Here is a 13,419-nt window from a genome sequence, read left to right on the forward strand (position 1 = left end):
ACGAAATGAGTGGGTCTGGATGAAACCGTTGAATGAGCAATGCGACGAAATAGGATTTGGTGAACTGATACTGGCGCATTACGACAGAATCAATCACCGTATCCTGAGGTTAGATTGAGAGAAAGGTGTAACCCATGTGACCGGTCAGTTCTGTAACCCATGTGACCGGTTCATACAAAACCACACCCCGTGACATCATTATGCGTCGAACGGATCGCGCAGAATCATGGTTTCAGTCCGGTCCGGGCCGGTTGAAATAATATCAATCGGTACGCCGGTGACTTCTTCAATGCGTTTGATGTAGTTCAGCGCTGCCTGCGGCAGACCGCTGCGCTCTTTCACGCCGAAAGTGGTTTCAGACCAGCCTGGCATCACTTCATAAATCGGTTCGATACCTTCCCAGTCATCCGCAGCCATTGGCGTGGTGGTCACTTCACGACCATCAGGCATACGATAGCCTACGCAGATTTTCACTTCTTTCAGGCCGTCCAGGACGTCAAGCTTGGTCAGGCAGAAGCCGGACAAGGAGTTGATCTGCACGGCGCGACGCACGGCAACCGCATCCAGCCAGCCGGTACGACGGCGACGGCCGGTAGTAGCCCCGAATTCGTTACCCTGTTTGCACAGGAATTCGCCGATGTCATCGAACAGCTCGGTTGGGAACGGACCAGCACCCACGCGAGTGGAGTAAGCTTTGATAATACCCAGAACGTAATCCACATAGCGCGGACCGATGCCGGAGCCGGTCGCAACGCCACCTGCGGTGGTGTTAGAGGAGGTTACGTACGGATAGGTACCGTGGTCGATGTCCAGCAGCGTACCCTGAGCACCTTCGAACATGATGAAGTCGCCGCGTTGACGCGCCTGATCCAGCAGGTCAGAGACATCCACAACCATGCTGGTCAGAATGTCGGCAACCGCCATCGCATCGTCCAGCACTTTCTGGTAGTCAACGGCTTCAACTTTGTAGAAGTTCACCAGCTGGAAGTTATGGTATTCCATCACTTCTTTCAGCTTGTCTGCAAAGGTGGCTTTGTCGAACAGGTCGCCAACGCGCAGGCCACGACGGGCCACTTTGTCTTCGTAAGCCGGCCCGATGCCGCGACCGGTAGTGCCGATAGCTTTCGCGCCGCGAGCTTTTTCACGCGCAACGTCCAGCGCAACGTGGTAGTCAAGGATCAGCGGGCAAGCTTCTGACAGCAGCAGACGCTCACGTACTGGAATACCGCGGTCTTCCAGACCTTTCATCTCTTTCATCAGCGCAGCTGGAGACAGCACAACGCCGTTACCGATGATGCTGGTGACGTTTTCGCGAAGAATGCCTGATGGAATAAGATGAAGAACGGTTTTTTCACCGTTGATTACGAGAGTGTGACCTGCGTTGTGACCGCCCTGGTAGCGCACAACATATTTAGCCCGTTCAGTCAGAAGATCGACGATCTTTCCTTTACCTTCGTCACCCCATTGGGTGCCCAGTACGACGACGTTGTTACCCATTTTTCAAAATCACCGTTTGCTTAAAAATGGATTCTACCATCGGTTTCTCAGATGAACAGCCCTTTTAGTATACAAAATCAGTTTCTGCCGGATAAATTTCACTCAGCTACTGGCGCGACTCAACATGTAGTAGATAACAATGCCAGCAACCACAAGACCACCGCCAAAACGCCGCAATAGCGTGTCCGGTAATTGCGCCATAGCCAGAATCATTCGCCGCCAAATGCGCGGATAAAGCATCGGTCCCAGGCCTTCAAGTACCAAAACCAGCGCAAGCGCCAGCCAGATTGTTGAATTCATAATCATCCTTTGCGGGCATAAAAAAAGAGCCGGTAAACCGGCTCTTTCTCATTACTCAGCGATTAGCGTGAGCTATTGGCTGGCGTTTTCATGTAACGGAAGAAGTCGCTGTCCGGGCTCAGTACCATGATGTCCTGATTAGACTGGAAGCTGGCTTCATAAGCACGCAGGCTACGGATAAAGGCGTAGAAGTCTGGATCCTGGCTAAACGCATCAGCAAACAGCTTCGCGGCTTCAGCATCACCTTCACCACGAGAGATACGCCCTTCACGCTCGGCTTCTGCCAGCGTACGGGTAACTTCGTAGTCTGCGGTTGCACGCAGCTTCTCAGCTTCTTCCTGACCCTGTGAACGGTGACGACGGGCAACCGCTTCACGCTCTGCACGCATACGGTTGTAAATCGCCTCGGACACTTCAGCAGGCAGGTTAATCTGCTTAATACGGACGTCCACAACTTCAATACCCAACGCCGCCATACTGTTCGGGTTAACCACCGGCACTTTACCGTTGGTCTCTTCAGTAATACGCGCCGCTGCGGAAGCAATCGCATCGTCAGCTGCAGGCGTTGCGACTTCATCATCCGTGCCCGCAGAACCGGAGTTCAGAGCGTCGCGGACGTCCAACGTCAGGCGACCACGTGAATCGGTCACGATGTCTTTCACATCCAGACGACCAATCTCAGACCGCAGACGGTCACTGAACTTACGCTTCAGCAGGACTTCTGCCTGAGAAACATCACCACCACCGGTGGCAAGGTAGTAACGGCTGAAGTCGCTGATGCGCCACTTGATGTAGGAGTCAACGATCAGGTCTTTTTTCTCTTTGGTTACAAAGCGATCGGCCTGGTTGTCCATCGTCTGGATACGCGCATCCAGAGTTTTCACGGTTTCAATGAACGGGATCTTGAAGTGCAGACCTGGCTCATACACGACCGGTTTGTTTTCATCATCACGCAGGACTTTGCCGAAGCGTAATGTAATGCCGCGCTCGCCCTCATGCACCACAAACAGCGAGGTGTAGATCACGACCAGCACGATGATAATTACTGCCACAAAAGACTTACGCATCGTTATTCACTCCCTACGCGCTGGGTATCGTTGCGCAGTGCGTTGGCACGGCGCTGATCCATGATATCGCCACTCGAGGAGGACGAAGAGGTACTGGCACTGCTGCTTGAGCTGGACGCTGGCGGCAGACGCAGCAAATTGTTCGCTGCGCTGTTATCGCTCTTCGCGGCCGGCTGCTGAGCGCCGCCCTTCAACATCTGATCCAACGGCAGCACCATCAGGTTGCCACCTTTATCGTTAACCAGCACTTTACGGGTGTGGCTAAGGACTTTTTCCATGGTTTCGATATACAGACGCTCGCGGGTAATCTGCGGTGCGGCTTTATATTCTGGCAGCATCTTAGCGAAGCGAGCCACTTCACCCTGCGCTTCCAGAACGGTTTGTGCTTTATATGCACGCGCTTCTTCCAGAATACGCTGAGCCTGGCCGTTTGCACGCGGCTGTACTTCGTTGCTGTAAGCTTCTGCCTCACGGATGTACTGCTGTTCGTTCTCACGAGCGGCAATCGCATCATCAAAGGCGGCCTTAACTTCTTCTGGCGGACGTGCCGTCTGGAAGTTTACGTCCAGCAGCGTGATACCCATGTTGTAAGGCTTGATGGTTTCTTCAAGCTCACGCTGGGTATCGCTACGAATTACGGTACGCCCCTCAGTGAGGATCTTATCCATGGTGTATTTACCGATAACGCCCCGCAGTGCGCTGTCGGTGGCCTGACGCAGGCTGTCATCCGCACTGGTCACGCTGAACAAATAGCGCTGTGGATCGGTCACGCGGTACTGTACGTTCATCTCAACGCGCACGACGTTTTCGTCAGAAGTCAGCATCACACCGGACGCCGCAAGTTCACGTACCGACTCAACGTTCACTGCCTGAACGCTGTCGATAAACGTCGGTTTCCAGTTCAGACCCGGCTCAACGAGATGGCTGAATTTACCAAAGCGGGTCACAACACCGCGTTCGGCTTCTTTAATGGTATAGAACCCGGTTGCGGCCCAGATAATGACCGCGGCTGCAGCCACAATACCGACCACTCGACCGCCAATAGGATTGCCCGGCCCCTGCGATGCATTACCACCGCCGCTGCCACCGCTTTTCCCGCCGCCAAGGCCGCCGAGTTTTTTACTCAGCTTGCGGAAGATATCATCCAGATCAGGTGGCCCCTGATCGCGCCCTCCTTTGTTACCCCCAGAGTCGCCGCCAGGCTTGCTGCTTCCCCACGGGTCGCGGTCCTGTCCGTTATTACCGGGCTGATTCCACGCCATGTTTATGCTCCATATTTGTTGTGCGGTGATATCCCCCGAGGGGGAAATAGTCTTCAGGACATTTATACCCGTCATACTTCAAGCCGCAGGTGCGTTGGCTGCGCCCGCTCACCCCAGTCACATAGTTAGGCTATGCTCCTGGGAACTCTCGGCCTTGTCGCCTGCCTGCAACTCGAATTATTTAGGGTATATGAACCAGTCTGATGACATCTAAACGATGTAATCCGCGAGTGCCGGTTCTTGTTTACAGAGGCGACGCCAGTCCACGATAGGCATACGAACTTCTAACCCCACGCATCCGTCTTCCTCTGTCCACTCTTTTTCTATTGCCTGAAGCTGATAAAAACGGCTCCGCAAACGCCCTGCCTGAGGGGGTAAACGCAGCGTATGCTGCGCAATTTCACCAGACAAACGCTCCGTCAGAGCCTGGAAAAGCAGTGGGACACCGGCACCGGTCTGTGCGGAAAGCCAGACGCGGATCGGCACATTCTCGTCGTTCCTGTCGATACGCGGCTCAAACTCATCCAGCGCATCGATTTTATTCATGACCAACAGCGTAGGGATTTCATTCGCCTCAATCTCTTCCAGTACGGTATCGACTGCTGCAATGTTTTCCTGCATCCGGAAGTCGGCCGCGTCAATCACGTGTAACAACAGCGTGGCCTGACGTGTCTCCTGCAAAGTGGCCTTAAACGCCGCTACCAGATCGTGAGGCAGGTGGCGAATAAAACCGACAGTATCTGCCAGCACGGTTTCGCCCACATCGGCGACGTCAATACGGCGCAGTGTAGGATCGAGTGTGGCAAATAGCTGATCCGCGGCATAAACATCGGCCGCGGTAATTCTATTAAATAGCGTGGATTTACCGGCGTTGGTGTAACCCACCAATGAAATCGTCGGCACATCGGCTTTATTACGTGAACGCCGTCCCTGCTCGCGCTGTTTTTCTACGCGCTCTAACCGCGAAAGGATCAGCATAATACGATTGCGCAGCAGACGACGGTCCGTCTCGAGCTGGGTTTCCCCTGGACCACGTAAACCGATCCCGCCTTTCTGGCGCTCAAGGTGAGTCCAGCCGCGTACCAGGCGCGTAGCCAAATGGCGAAGCTGGGCCAGCTCAACCTGCAATTTACCCTCATGGGTACGTGCACGTTGGGCAAAAATATCTAAAATTAACCCGGTGCGGTCGATAACACGACACTGGCACAGGGCTTCCAGATTACGTTCCTGGGCGGGCGATAACGCATGATCAAACAGCACAACCGACGCCCCAGTAGCCTTAACGGCCTCGGCAATCTCAACGGCTTTGCCTTCACCAACAAAATACTTTGGGTGCGGGGACTTGCGGCTACCGGTTACCACCTGCAGCGCTTCGACACCGGCTGAAGAGACCAGGGATTCAAACTCCGCCAGGTCTTCCATGTCTTTGTCTTGCGAAAAATAGATGTGAACCAGTACCGCCTGCTCACCGGCATCATAACGGTCAAACAAGCGTATAACCTCTCAAAAAGACCAGCGGGGAACGCAGTTGAACTGGTCCCCCGACCGGGAAAACAGCAAGCAACCTTATTCGGTTTCTTCGCTGTCTTGTTGCGGCGCAGAACCAGCCTGCGCGCTGCCGCCGTGATGGTAGCCGCCAGAACCGCCGGTGCCGGTGTTATTGCTATGATGAGAAACCGGACGAGACGGAACAACGGTAGAAATCGCGTGCTTATAGACCATCTGGCTGACCGTGTTTTTCAACAGGATCACGAACTGATCGAAAGACTCAATTTGACCTTGCAGCTTAATACCATTCACCAAATAAATAGAAACTGGAACACGTTCACGACGCAGTGCGTTCAAGAACGGATCTTGTAAAGATTGCCCCTTAGCCATTCTATCTTTTCCTTATATGTTTGTTGTTTGTCACTCAAGAGCGATTAGCTCTGAAAAACTGCGTAAAAATTTGCGCACGCTGACGATTCAATTGTACACATTCACCCATGCTTCGCACTAACAACCTGTAGCACTTCGCTGTATGCCTGCTCAGGTTTTTCACTGTCTAACCAGTGAACACCTTCCCAACCACGCAGCCAGGTCATCTGGCGCTTAGCCAATTGACGCGTCGCGCAAATACCTCGATAAACCATTTCATCGTATGACGTTTCACCGGCCAAATAAGACCACATCTGGCGGTAGCCCACACAACGGATGGAAGGCATCTCCGTATGCAAATCTCCGCGAGCAAAAAGCGCCCGCACTTCTGCTTCAAAACCTGAAGCTAACATCTGATGAAAACGCTGCTCAATTCGCTGATGGAGCAGTTCACGGCTCGCCGGGGCGATGGCGAACTGATGCACCTGATACGGCAGAGCTTCTCCTGACGTTTGCGTCAGTTCCGTTAAAGTTTTACCCGAAATGAAAAAAACTTCCAGTGCCCGGGAAAGCCTTTGCGGATCATTTGGATGAATCCGGGCAGCGGCAACCGGATCGATTTCCTCCAGTTGACGATGCAGCGCATTCCATCCTTGCTCTGCCGCCTGTTGCTCTATTCTTGCCCTGACTTCCGGGTCCGCCGACGGCAGTGGCGAAAGCCCTTCCAGCAGCGCTTTAAAATAGAGCATAGTCCCACCGACCAGCAGCGGAATACGCCCGGCGGCGGTAATTTCAGCCATCTCGGCCAGCGCATCGCGGCGAAAATCTGCCGCAGAATACGCCTGAGCCGGGTCAAGCAGGTCCAGTAACCGGTGAGGCGCCTGGGCTTGCTCTTGTTCCGTTGGCTTAGCGGTACCGACATCCATTCCACGATAGATGAGGGCCGAATCTACGCTTATCAACTCTACCGGCAAAGTTTTACGCAAATTAATAGCAAGTGCCGTCTTACCTGAGGCCGTTGGCCCCATTAAAAAAATCGCCTGTGGCCTTTTTTTATCTTCAGTCATCTTTCAGGGCGTTCATCGCCGATTGTAAATCAACAGGTTGCAGTAAACCGCTGGGGGGTGATTTCACCAACTGCGGGCAAAGACGTTCAACGTCTGCCAGCAGGGTAATCGCCTGAGCCTGACTCCACTGTTCGTGATCGCTTGCCAAATGACGGGCAATCCACAAAGCCAGCTGGCCCGCCGAAACGTCCGCCTGTTGCGCCAGGTATCCTGGCAGTTCGTGAATCAAGATTTGTAAATTTTGTTTCCGTAAAGGTAAAGGTACCGTGCGAATTGTTATCTGCCGGGCATCGGTATCAAACTCAATGCCCATTTCTTTCAAAAGCGCCTGATATTTAACCAATACGTCATGTTCTTCGCGACTGACTTTCAGCCGGAGCGGAATCAGCAGCGGCTGAGCACGCAGACCTTCACTCCCCGGTGCCAGTTGAGCCTGTTTTAGCCACCGTTCGGCCACCACCAGCGAAAGCAGCGAAAGTTTGCCCTGTCGCTCCAGCAAAGCTTTATCCGGCGGTAAAACCGTTAACACCCGGCCAAAACTTTGCGAGTGGCCCTCTAACGCAGCCGGCTCTTCAGCACGAGTGACAGGTTTTGGCTCGACCTCAGGCGTCTCAAGCAACTGATGATAAAGGGCACCCTGCTGCTTTTGATAGCCAGGCGCTGCATGTGGCCAAAGGGGCGTACCTCCGACCCCGGCTGGACGACCACCGCTGCCAGATGTAGACGAAATCTGCCTAGGCGCAGTCTCACGGGGCTCACGCGCGACGGCTGGCGTGGCAAACTGATTGCGCCCGGCGGCAACACGGTTCTCCGGCTGCCAGCGCTCAACGGGCGTTTCCGCCGTTTCTTCCAGCGCCAGGGCGTTCTCACCCTGCTGCTGAAGTACGCTTATCACGCCCTGATAAATAAAGTCATGCACCAGCCGTGACTGATGGAAACGCACCTCATGCTTCGCAGGGTGAACGTTAACGTCCACCTGATGCGGATCGATCTCCAGATACAGCACAAAGGCTGGCTGCTGATCCACGCCCAGTTTGTCTTCACAGGCCTGGCGAATCGCATGGTTAATTAAGCGGTCGCGCATCATGCGCCCGTTAACATAACAATATTGGATCTCCGCCAGGGCCGAAGTGGTTGCAGAAGGCTCAGCAACCCAGCCACGTAGCGTCAAATCACCGTGCTGCCACTCAATGGCCAGCGCCTGTTCAAGAAACGGCGTACCGCAAATGGCCCCCAGGCGACGCTCGCGTGGCGCACCTTCCTGTACGGCACGGTACTGGCGGATCATTTTGCCGTTGTGATTAAGCGTGATAGAAACATCGAACCGCGCCAGCGCAATGCGGCGTACCACTTCATCAATATGATTAAATTCGGTTTTTTCGGTGCGCATGAACTTACGGCGCGCAGGCGTGTTGTAAAACAGATCGAGCACTTCGAGCGTTGTTCCAACGGGGTGCGCGGCTGGTTTGACCGTCACAGCCTGGTCACGCCCTTCGGCGTAGGCCTGCCAGGCTTCATTTTGTTCTGCGGTACGCGATGTCAGGGTCAGGCGGGAAACGGAGCTGATACTTGCCAGCGCTTCGCCGCGAAACCCGAGGCTGATAATGGCCTCCAGATCGTCAAGTGAAGCGATTTTACTGGTGGCGTGGCGAGCCAGCGCCAGCGCCAGCTCTTCCTGCCTGATACCGCAGCCGTTGTCCCGAATACGAATGAGCTTCGCGCCACCACGTTCAATGTCGATATCTATGCGCGTGGCCCCGGCATCAAGGCTGTTCTCAACCAGCTCCTTCACTACCGACGCAGGGCGCTCTACAACCTCGCCAGCGGCGATCTGGTTCGCAAGCTGCGGCGGCAGAACCTGAATCGGCATGTTATCTCCTTAGTTGGTCACCGCGACCTGCTGCGGCGAACCCAGTTGGCTACGGGCAGTTTGCTCATTCGATGGAGCAGACTGCAGCGGGTGCTCGCGGAAATAGTTACGCAGCCCCTCATAAATGGCCTGAGCTATTTGCTGCTGGTAAGAGTCGCTGCCAAGCAAGCGCTCTTCGGAACTGTTGCTGATGAAGCCCGTTTCAACCAACAGAGAAGGAATATCCGGTGAACGCAGCACGCCCAGGCTCGCGTGTTCCGGACGGCGCTTATGCAAAGAGCCTACGCGCTGCAGCTGAGCCAGCACTTTGGTCGCGACATCATACCCGACGCGCTGAGAATGACCGAACTGCAAATCCAGCACAGCCTGGCTCAGGTAGGGATCGGCCTGGCTATTTGCCAGCACATCTCCCGCGCCGCCCAGCAACTCAGATTGTTTCTCGTGCTGCTCCAGCCAGCCCGCCATTTCACTGTTTGCACGGCGGTTAGAAAGCACCCAGACGGATGCGCCCGTGGCATCGCGATTCGGCGCTGCATCCGCATGAATAGACACTAGCAGGTTTGCATTCTGCTTACGCGCTACGTCTGAACGCCCCATGACCGAGATAAAGTAATCTCCATCGCGAGTCAGTACGCCGCGGAACATCGGGTCATCATTCAGCAGGGCTTTCAGCTTCCGCGCGATAGAAATAGTGACGTTCTTTTCCTGCGTACCACCAGGGCCAATCGCACCGGGATCCTGGCCGCCGTGACCGGCATCAATGGCGACCACAACGGTATCCGACGGGCCGCTGTTTTTTGCACGAGCCGCCGGGCGAGTCACGGTATTAGAACCTATCGCGCCGGTGACCTGCTGAGGCTTAAAGGGATTACGGGCAGGATCTGGAGCCTGAACGGGGGCAACGGGTTCAACGCGCTTAGCCACAACCGGCGGCGGTGGTGGAGGTGGAGGTGCATCAGCGTTGATTGTAAAGATAACGGTATAGTTGGCACCGTTTTGCTGTTTCACCGCGCGGGTTTTACCAGGCTGGGTTAAATCGACGACCAGGCGCAAAGATTGATCGTCTTTTGGCTGTCCGGCGCTAATGCTTTTCACCAGATTACTGCCGCTAAACTGCAAAGGCAGTCCGCGAATCACGCCGGTTTGTTTGATATCCAGCGCAACGCTTCGCTTATTATCCTGTGAAAAAGTGTATTCCGGGTCGCCCATAAAACTAAAAGTGATACGTGCCTGATTTTCACCGTTGGAAACCTGAATATCAGACAGCGCCGCCGCCCCCGCTTGTGCACAGCACAGCAGCAGGAATCCAGCCATCAACCAACCTTTCACGCGATAGATCATCCCGTCATCCTTGCTATTTGGCTAACCGCGCCAGTAACGCTTCACCAGATGAGGAAACGGCGGCAATGCGCGCTTCGCGACCTTGCGCCTCGTAGCTCAGGTGAATTTCGACATCCGGGTCCGGGAGCACACCTGTCCCCTGCTGCGGCCACTCCACCAGGCAAATTGCGTCGTTGGTGAAATAGTCACGGATCCCCATAAACTCAAGCTCTTCGGGGTCTGCCAGACGATACAAGTCAAAGTGATAAACCATCAGGTTATCAAGCTGATATGGTTCAACTAATGTATAGGTTGGGCTTTTAACGTTGCCCTTGTGCCCCAGGGCCTGTAAAAAACCACGGCTAAAGGTGGTTTTGCCCGCGCCGAGGTCACCATAAAGGTAAATCACCGTCGCGCCCTCACAGGCCTGTGCCAGGCGTTCACCCAACGCTAACGTTGCCGCTTCTTCAGGTAATGCAATAACTCGATTCATCATGGCTTCAGGTATTCAAATCCGGGTTAACAAACAGATAAAGCGTTGAAAGCAGGTCGCTTGCCAGCATGCCGCGCTGGCGAGCTAAAACATCAGCCGCCGCGCCGTGGGCCACGCAGCCTGCACAGGCAGCATCATAAGGGGTAAGCTTCTGTGCCAGCAATGCGGCAATGATCCCCGACAGCACATCCCCCATTCCACCGCTTCCCATCCCGGCATTGCCAACGTCGATAACGCCCAGCCGATCGTGGCTGGCAACCAGCGTGCCGGCACCTTTTAAGACCACGGTTCCGCCATAACGTTTGACCAAACGCCTTACTGCAAGTAAGCGGTCACTCTCAATTTGTGACACAGCGCAATTTAGCAGCCTTGCTGCTTCGCCGGGATGAGGCGTAATCACGCGATTCTGACGTTTATCCGGGTTGATTGCCAGAAGGTTAAGCGCGTCCGCATCCCAAAGCATCGGTTTACGGCTGTTTTCGACTTTCTGCAGCGCTTTCTTGCCCCATTCCTGCTGCCCAAGCCCTGGCCCAATGGCCACCACATCCGCCCATTCCAGAGCCTCATCAAGCGATTGTGGCGTCAGCTCATGAACCATTAACTCAGGGCAAGCGGTAAGCAGTGGCGCAACGTTTTCAGCACGAGTAAGTACCCGAACAAGACCCGCGCCTGCACGAAGCGAAGCTTCGCCGGCCATACGAATGGCTCCGGCAGTGCCGCTGTCGCCACCAATCAGTACCAGCCGCCCGTTATCCCCTTTATGCGAAGTCGGCCGCCTCGGTTTAATCCACCCGGCAAGCTGCTGAACATCAAACCGGGAAATGGGCGCGATCTGCCTTTCGAGCCAGGGTTCAAGCCCCAGAGCGGCATAGTGCAATCTACCAACCACATCTCGCGCCTTCCCTGTGAGTAAACCTGGTTTGAGTGCGATAAACGTCACCGTATCCGCCGCCTGAACCACCGTGCCGGGCACAGCGCCCGTTTCTGCCAGCAGACCAGAAGGAATATCCAACGCAACAACCGGTGCAGGGTGATCGTTTATATGCTCAATCAGTTGAGCAATACCTTCACGCGGCGCGCTACTTAAGCCAATGCCCAGCAAGGCATCAACAATCAAATCAACGCCTGCGGGCCAGATTTTATCGGGATCGTGCGGAACGCCGCCCGCATTAAGCCACGCTTCACGCGCCTGAGCGGCTTCTTCGGGCAAGGGCTTATCGCTTTCTACCGCCAGCAACGTTGTCTGAAAACCAGCCGCCTGCGCCAGCCGGGCAACGACATACCCGTCCCCGCCGTTATTTCCGTGCCCACAGACAATCAGCCAGTGGCGAGCGTCAGGATAACGCGTGCGGGCAATCTGAAATGCCGCTTCACCGGCACGCTGCATCAGTTCATAAAGCGTAATGCCCAGGCTATCGGCGGCGTCTTTTTCAGCATTACGCAGCCAGTCTGCCGGCCAGACCGAATGTGGTATACTTTTGACGTACTTTTTCAGGTTATGGTCCGTCATGTCACAGCCCCTCGATTACAATCAGTTAGCGCAAAGCATTAAACAATGGGGCAAAGATCTTGGCTTCCAGCAGGTCGGTATTACCGATACCGATCTCACCGCCAGCGAGCCGCAGCTGCAGGAATGGCTCGACAAGCAATATCACGGTGAAATGGACTGGATGGCCCGGCATGGCATGATGCGCGCACGCCCACACGAACTGGTGCCCGGTACGCTTAGGGTCATTAGCGTTCGCATGAATTACCTTCCAACCAACGCCGCCTTCGCCTCAACGCTGAAAAACCCGCAGCTAGGTTACGTCAGCCGCTACGCGCTGGGCCGTGATTACCATAAAGTCTTGCGTAACCGCTTAAAAAAGCTGGGGGAAATGATTCAGTCCCACTGCTCCACGCTGAATTTTAGACCTTTTGTTGACTCCGCGCCGCTTCTTGAGCGCCCCCTGGCCGAAAAAGCCGGGCTGGGCTGGACAGGTAAGCACTCACTAATCCTTAATCGCGAGTCGGGTTCGTTCTTCTTCCTCGGCGAATTGCTGGTCGACATTCCGCTGCCGATTGATTCCCCCGTTGAGGAGGGCTGCGGCCGCTGTGTAGCCTGCATGACCCTTTGCCCGACCAACGCCATCGTCGAGCCCTACACGGTGGACGCAAGGCGGTGTATTTCCTATCTGACCATAGAACTTGAAGGTGCAATCCCGGAAGAATTCCGGCCGCTTATCGGCAACCGCATCTACGGCTGCGATGACTGCCAGCTAATCTGCCCGTGGAACCGCTACTCGCAGCTTAGCGAAGAAGATGACTTCAGCCCTCGTAAGGCACTCCATTCTCCGCCGTTGATCGAGCTGTTTGCCTGGAGTGAGCAGCACTTCCTGCGCGTGACCGAAGGCTCAGCGATCCGTCGCATTGGCCACCTTCGCTGGCTGCGTAATATCGCCGTTGCGCTGGGCAACGCGCCCTGGGATGGGGCGAATCTGGCCGCGCTTGAACAGAGACAAGGTGAGCACCCACTTCTGGATGAGCACATTGAATGGGCGATTGCGCAACAATTAGCCAGACGAAGCGAGCAGGCCGTTGAGGTTCAGTTACCGAAGAAACAGCGTCTGGTGAGGGTGATTGAGAAAGGGCTTCCGCGCGACGCGTGATATGTCCACAGCGTGTGCATAACATTCAAAAACACGTT

At 55.0% G+C, this 13,419-nt stretch carries 12 protein-coding genes; 1 reads left to right on the forward strand and 11 read right to left on the reverse strand.

Annotated elements, in window-relative coordinates:
• Nucleotides 1-198 precede the first annotated feature (198 nt).
• The 11 genes from A936_RS00695 to nnr all read right to left on the reverse strand — a co-directional run bounded on the left by A936_RS00695 (nucleotide 199) and on the right by nnr (nucleotide 12,243).
• Nucleotides 199-1,497, reverse strand: a complete 1,299-nt coding sequence (locus tag A936_RS00695; RefSeq protein WP_008453598.1) for an adenylosuccinate synthase — start codon at nucleotides 1,495-1,497, stop codon at nucleotides 199-201.
• Nucleotides 1,498-1,599: 102 nt separating this feature from the next.
• Nucleotides 1,600-1,797, reverse strand: coding sequence for a DUF2065 domain-containing protein (locus A936_RS00700; RefSeq protein ID WP_008453600.1), 198 nt, complete (start codon nucleotides 1,795-1,797; stop codon nucleotides 1,600-1,602).
• A 62-nt stretch (nucleotides 1,798-1,859) separates the two neighbouring features.
• A complete protein-coding gene (gene hflC, locus A936_RS00705; protein WP_008453602.1) occupies nucleotides 1,860-2,864 on the reverse strand; it encodes a protease modulator HflC in 1,005 nt (334 codons plus the stop codon).
• Between the two features lie 2 nt (nucleotides 2,865-2,866).
• Nucleotides 2,867-4,126, reverse strand: a complete 1,260-nt coding sequence (gene hflK, locus A936_RS00710; protein ID WP_008453604.1) for an FtsH protease activity modulator HflK — start codon at nucleotides 4,124-4,126, stop codon at nucleotides 2,867-2,869.
• Between the two features lie 210 nt (nucleotides 4,127-4,336).
• The gene (gene hflX, locus A936_RS00715; RefSeq protein WP_008453606.1) at nucleotides 4,337-5,617 is read right to left on the reverse strand and encodes a ribosome rescue GTPase HflX; all 1,281 of its coding nucleotides are present in this window, start codon (nucleotides 5,615-5,617) and stop codon (nucleotides 4,337-4,339) included.
• A gap of 75 nt (nucleotides 5,618-5,692) precedes the next feature.
• On the reverse strand, nucleotides 5,693-6,004 hold the full coding sequence (hfq, locus tag A936_RS00720) for an RNA chaperone Hfq (RefSeq protein ID WP_008453608.1): 312 nt from the start codon (nucleotides 6,002-6,004) through the stop codon (nucleotides 5,693-5,695).
• Nucleotides 6,005-6,105: 101 nt separating this feature from the next.
• On the reverse strand, nucleotides 6,106-7,050 hold the full coding sequence (miaA, locus tag A936_RS00725) for a tRNA (adenosine(37)-N6)-dimethylallyltransferase MiaA (RefSeq protein ID WP_008453610.1): 945 nt from the start codon (nucleotides 7,048-7,050) through the stop codon (nucleotides 6,106-6,108).
• Nucleotides 7,043-8,920: a DNA mismatch repair endonuclease MutL gene (gene mutL / locus A936_RS00730; RefSeq protein ID WP_008453612.1), complete on the reverse strand. Its 1,878-nt coding sequence runs from the start codon at nucleotides 8,918-8,920 to the stop codon at nucleotides 7,043-7,045. Before mutL ends, miaA begins: the two co-directional genes overlap by 8 nt.
• 9 nt (nucleotides 8,921-8,929) lie before the next feature.
• Nucleotides 8,930-10,261: an N-acetylmuramoyl-L-alanine amidase AmiB gene (amiB, locus tag A936_RS00735; protein WP_008453615.1), complete on the reverse strand. Its 1,332-nt coding sequence runs from the start codon at nucleotides 10,259-10,261 to the stop codon at nucleotides 8,930-8,932.
• A gap of 13 nt (nucleotides 10,262-10,274) precedes the next feature.
• Nucleotides 10,275-10,736, reverse strand: a complete 462-nt coding sequence (tsaE, locus tag A936_RS00740; RefSeq protein WP_008453617.1) for a tRNA (adenosine(37)-N6)-threonylcarbamoyltransferase complex ATPase subunit type 1 TsaE — start codon at nucleotides 10,734-10,736, stop codon at nucleotides 10,275-10,277.
• Nucleotides 10,737-10,740: 4 nt separating this feature from the next.
• Nucleotides 10,741-12,243: a bifunctional ADP-dependent NAD(P)H-hydrate dehydratase/NAD(P)H-hydrate epimerase gene (nnr, locus tag A936_RS00745; protein ID WP_008453619.1), complete on the reverse strand. Its 1,503-nt coding sequence runs from the start codon at nucleotides 12,241-12,243 to the stop codon at nucleotides 10,741-10,743.
• Here nnr and queG point away from each other — a divergent pair.
• Entirely contained in the window at nucleotides 12,242-13,381 is a 1,140-nt protein-coding gene (gene queG, locus A936_RS00750; protein WP_008453621.1) for a tRNA epoxyqueuosine(34) reductase QueG, read from the forward strand. The genes nnr and queG overlap by 2 nt on opposite strands.
• Nucleotides 13,382-13,419 lie beyond the last annotated feature (38 nt).

It is taken from the genome of Enterobacter sp. Ag1 (genome assembly GCA_000277545.1).
GTDB lineage: Bacteria > Pseudomonadota > Gammaproteobacteria > Enterobacterales > Enterobacteriaceae > Cedecea.

Excerpts from the sequence above, each read along its gene's own strand:
- A936_RS00695 (WP_008453598.1), bottom strand. The coding sequence starts at position 1,497 with ATGGGTAACAACGTCGTCGTACTGGGCACCCAATGGGGTGACGAAGGT.
- A936_RS00700 (WP_008453600.1), bottom strand. The coding sequence starts at position 1,797 with ATGAATTCAACAATCTGGCTGGCGCTTGCGCTGGTTTTGGTACTTGAA.
- hflC (WP_008453602.1), bottom strand. The coding sequence starts at position 2,864 with ATGCGTAAGTCTTTTGTGGCAGTAATTATCATCGTGCTGGTCGTGATC.
- hflK (WP_008453604.1), bottom strand. The coding sequence starts at position 4,126 with ATGGCGTGGAATCAGCCCGGTAATAACGGACAGGACCGCGACCCGTGG.
- hfq (WP_008453608.1), bottom strand. The coding sequence starts at position 6,004 with ATGGCTAAGGGGCAATCTTTACAAGATCCGTTCTTGAACGCACTGCGT.
- miaA (WP_008453610.1), bottom strand. The coding sequence starts at position 7,050 with ATGACTGAAGATAAAAAAAGGCCACAGGCGATTTTTTTAATGGGGCCA.
- mutL (WP_008453612.1), bottom strand. The coding sequence starts at position 8,920 with ATGCCGATTCAGGTTCTGCCGCCGCAGCTTGCGAACCAGATCGCCGCT.
- amiB (WP_008453615.1), bottom strand. The coding sequence starts at position 10,261 with ATGATCTATCGCGTGAAAGGTTGGTTGATGGCTGGATTCCTGCTGCTG.
- tsaE (WP_008453617.1), bottom strand. The coding sequence starts at position 10,736 with ATGATGAATCGAGTTATTGCATTACCTGAAGAAGCGGCAACGTTAGCG.
- queG (WP_008453621.1), top strand. The coding sequence starts at position 12,242 with ATGTCACAGCCCCTCGATTACAATCAGTTAGCGCAAAGCATTAAACAA.
- nnr (WP_008453619.1), bottom strand. The coding sequence starts at position 12,243 with ATGACGGACCATAACCTGAAAAAGTACGTCAAAAGTATACCACATTCG.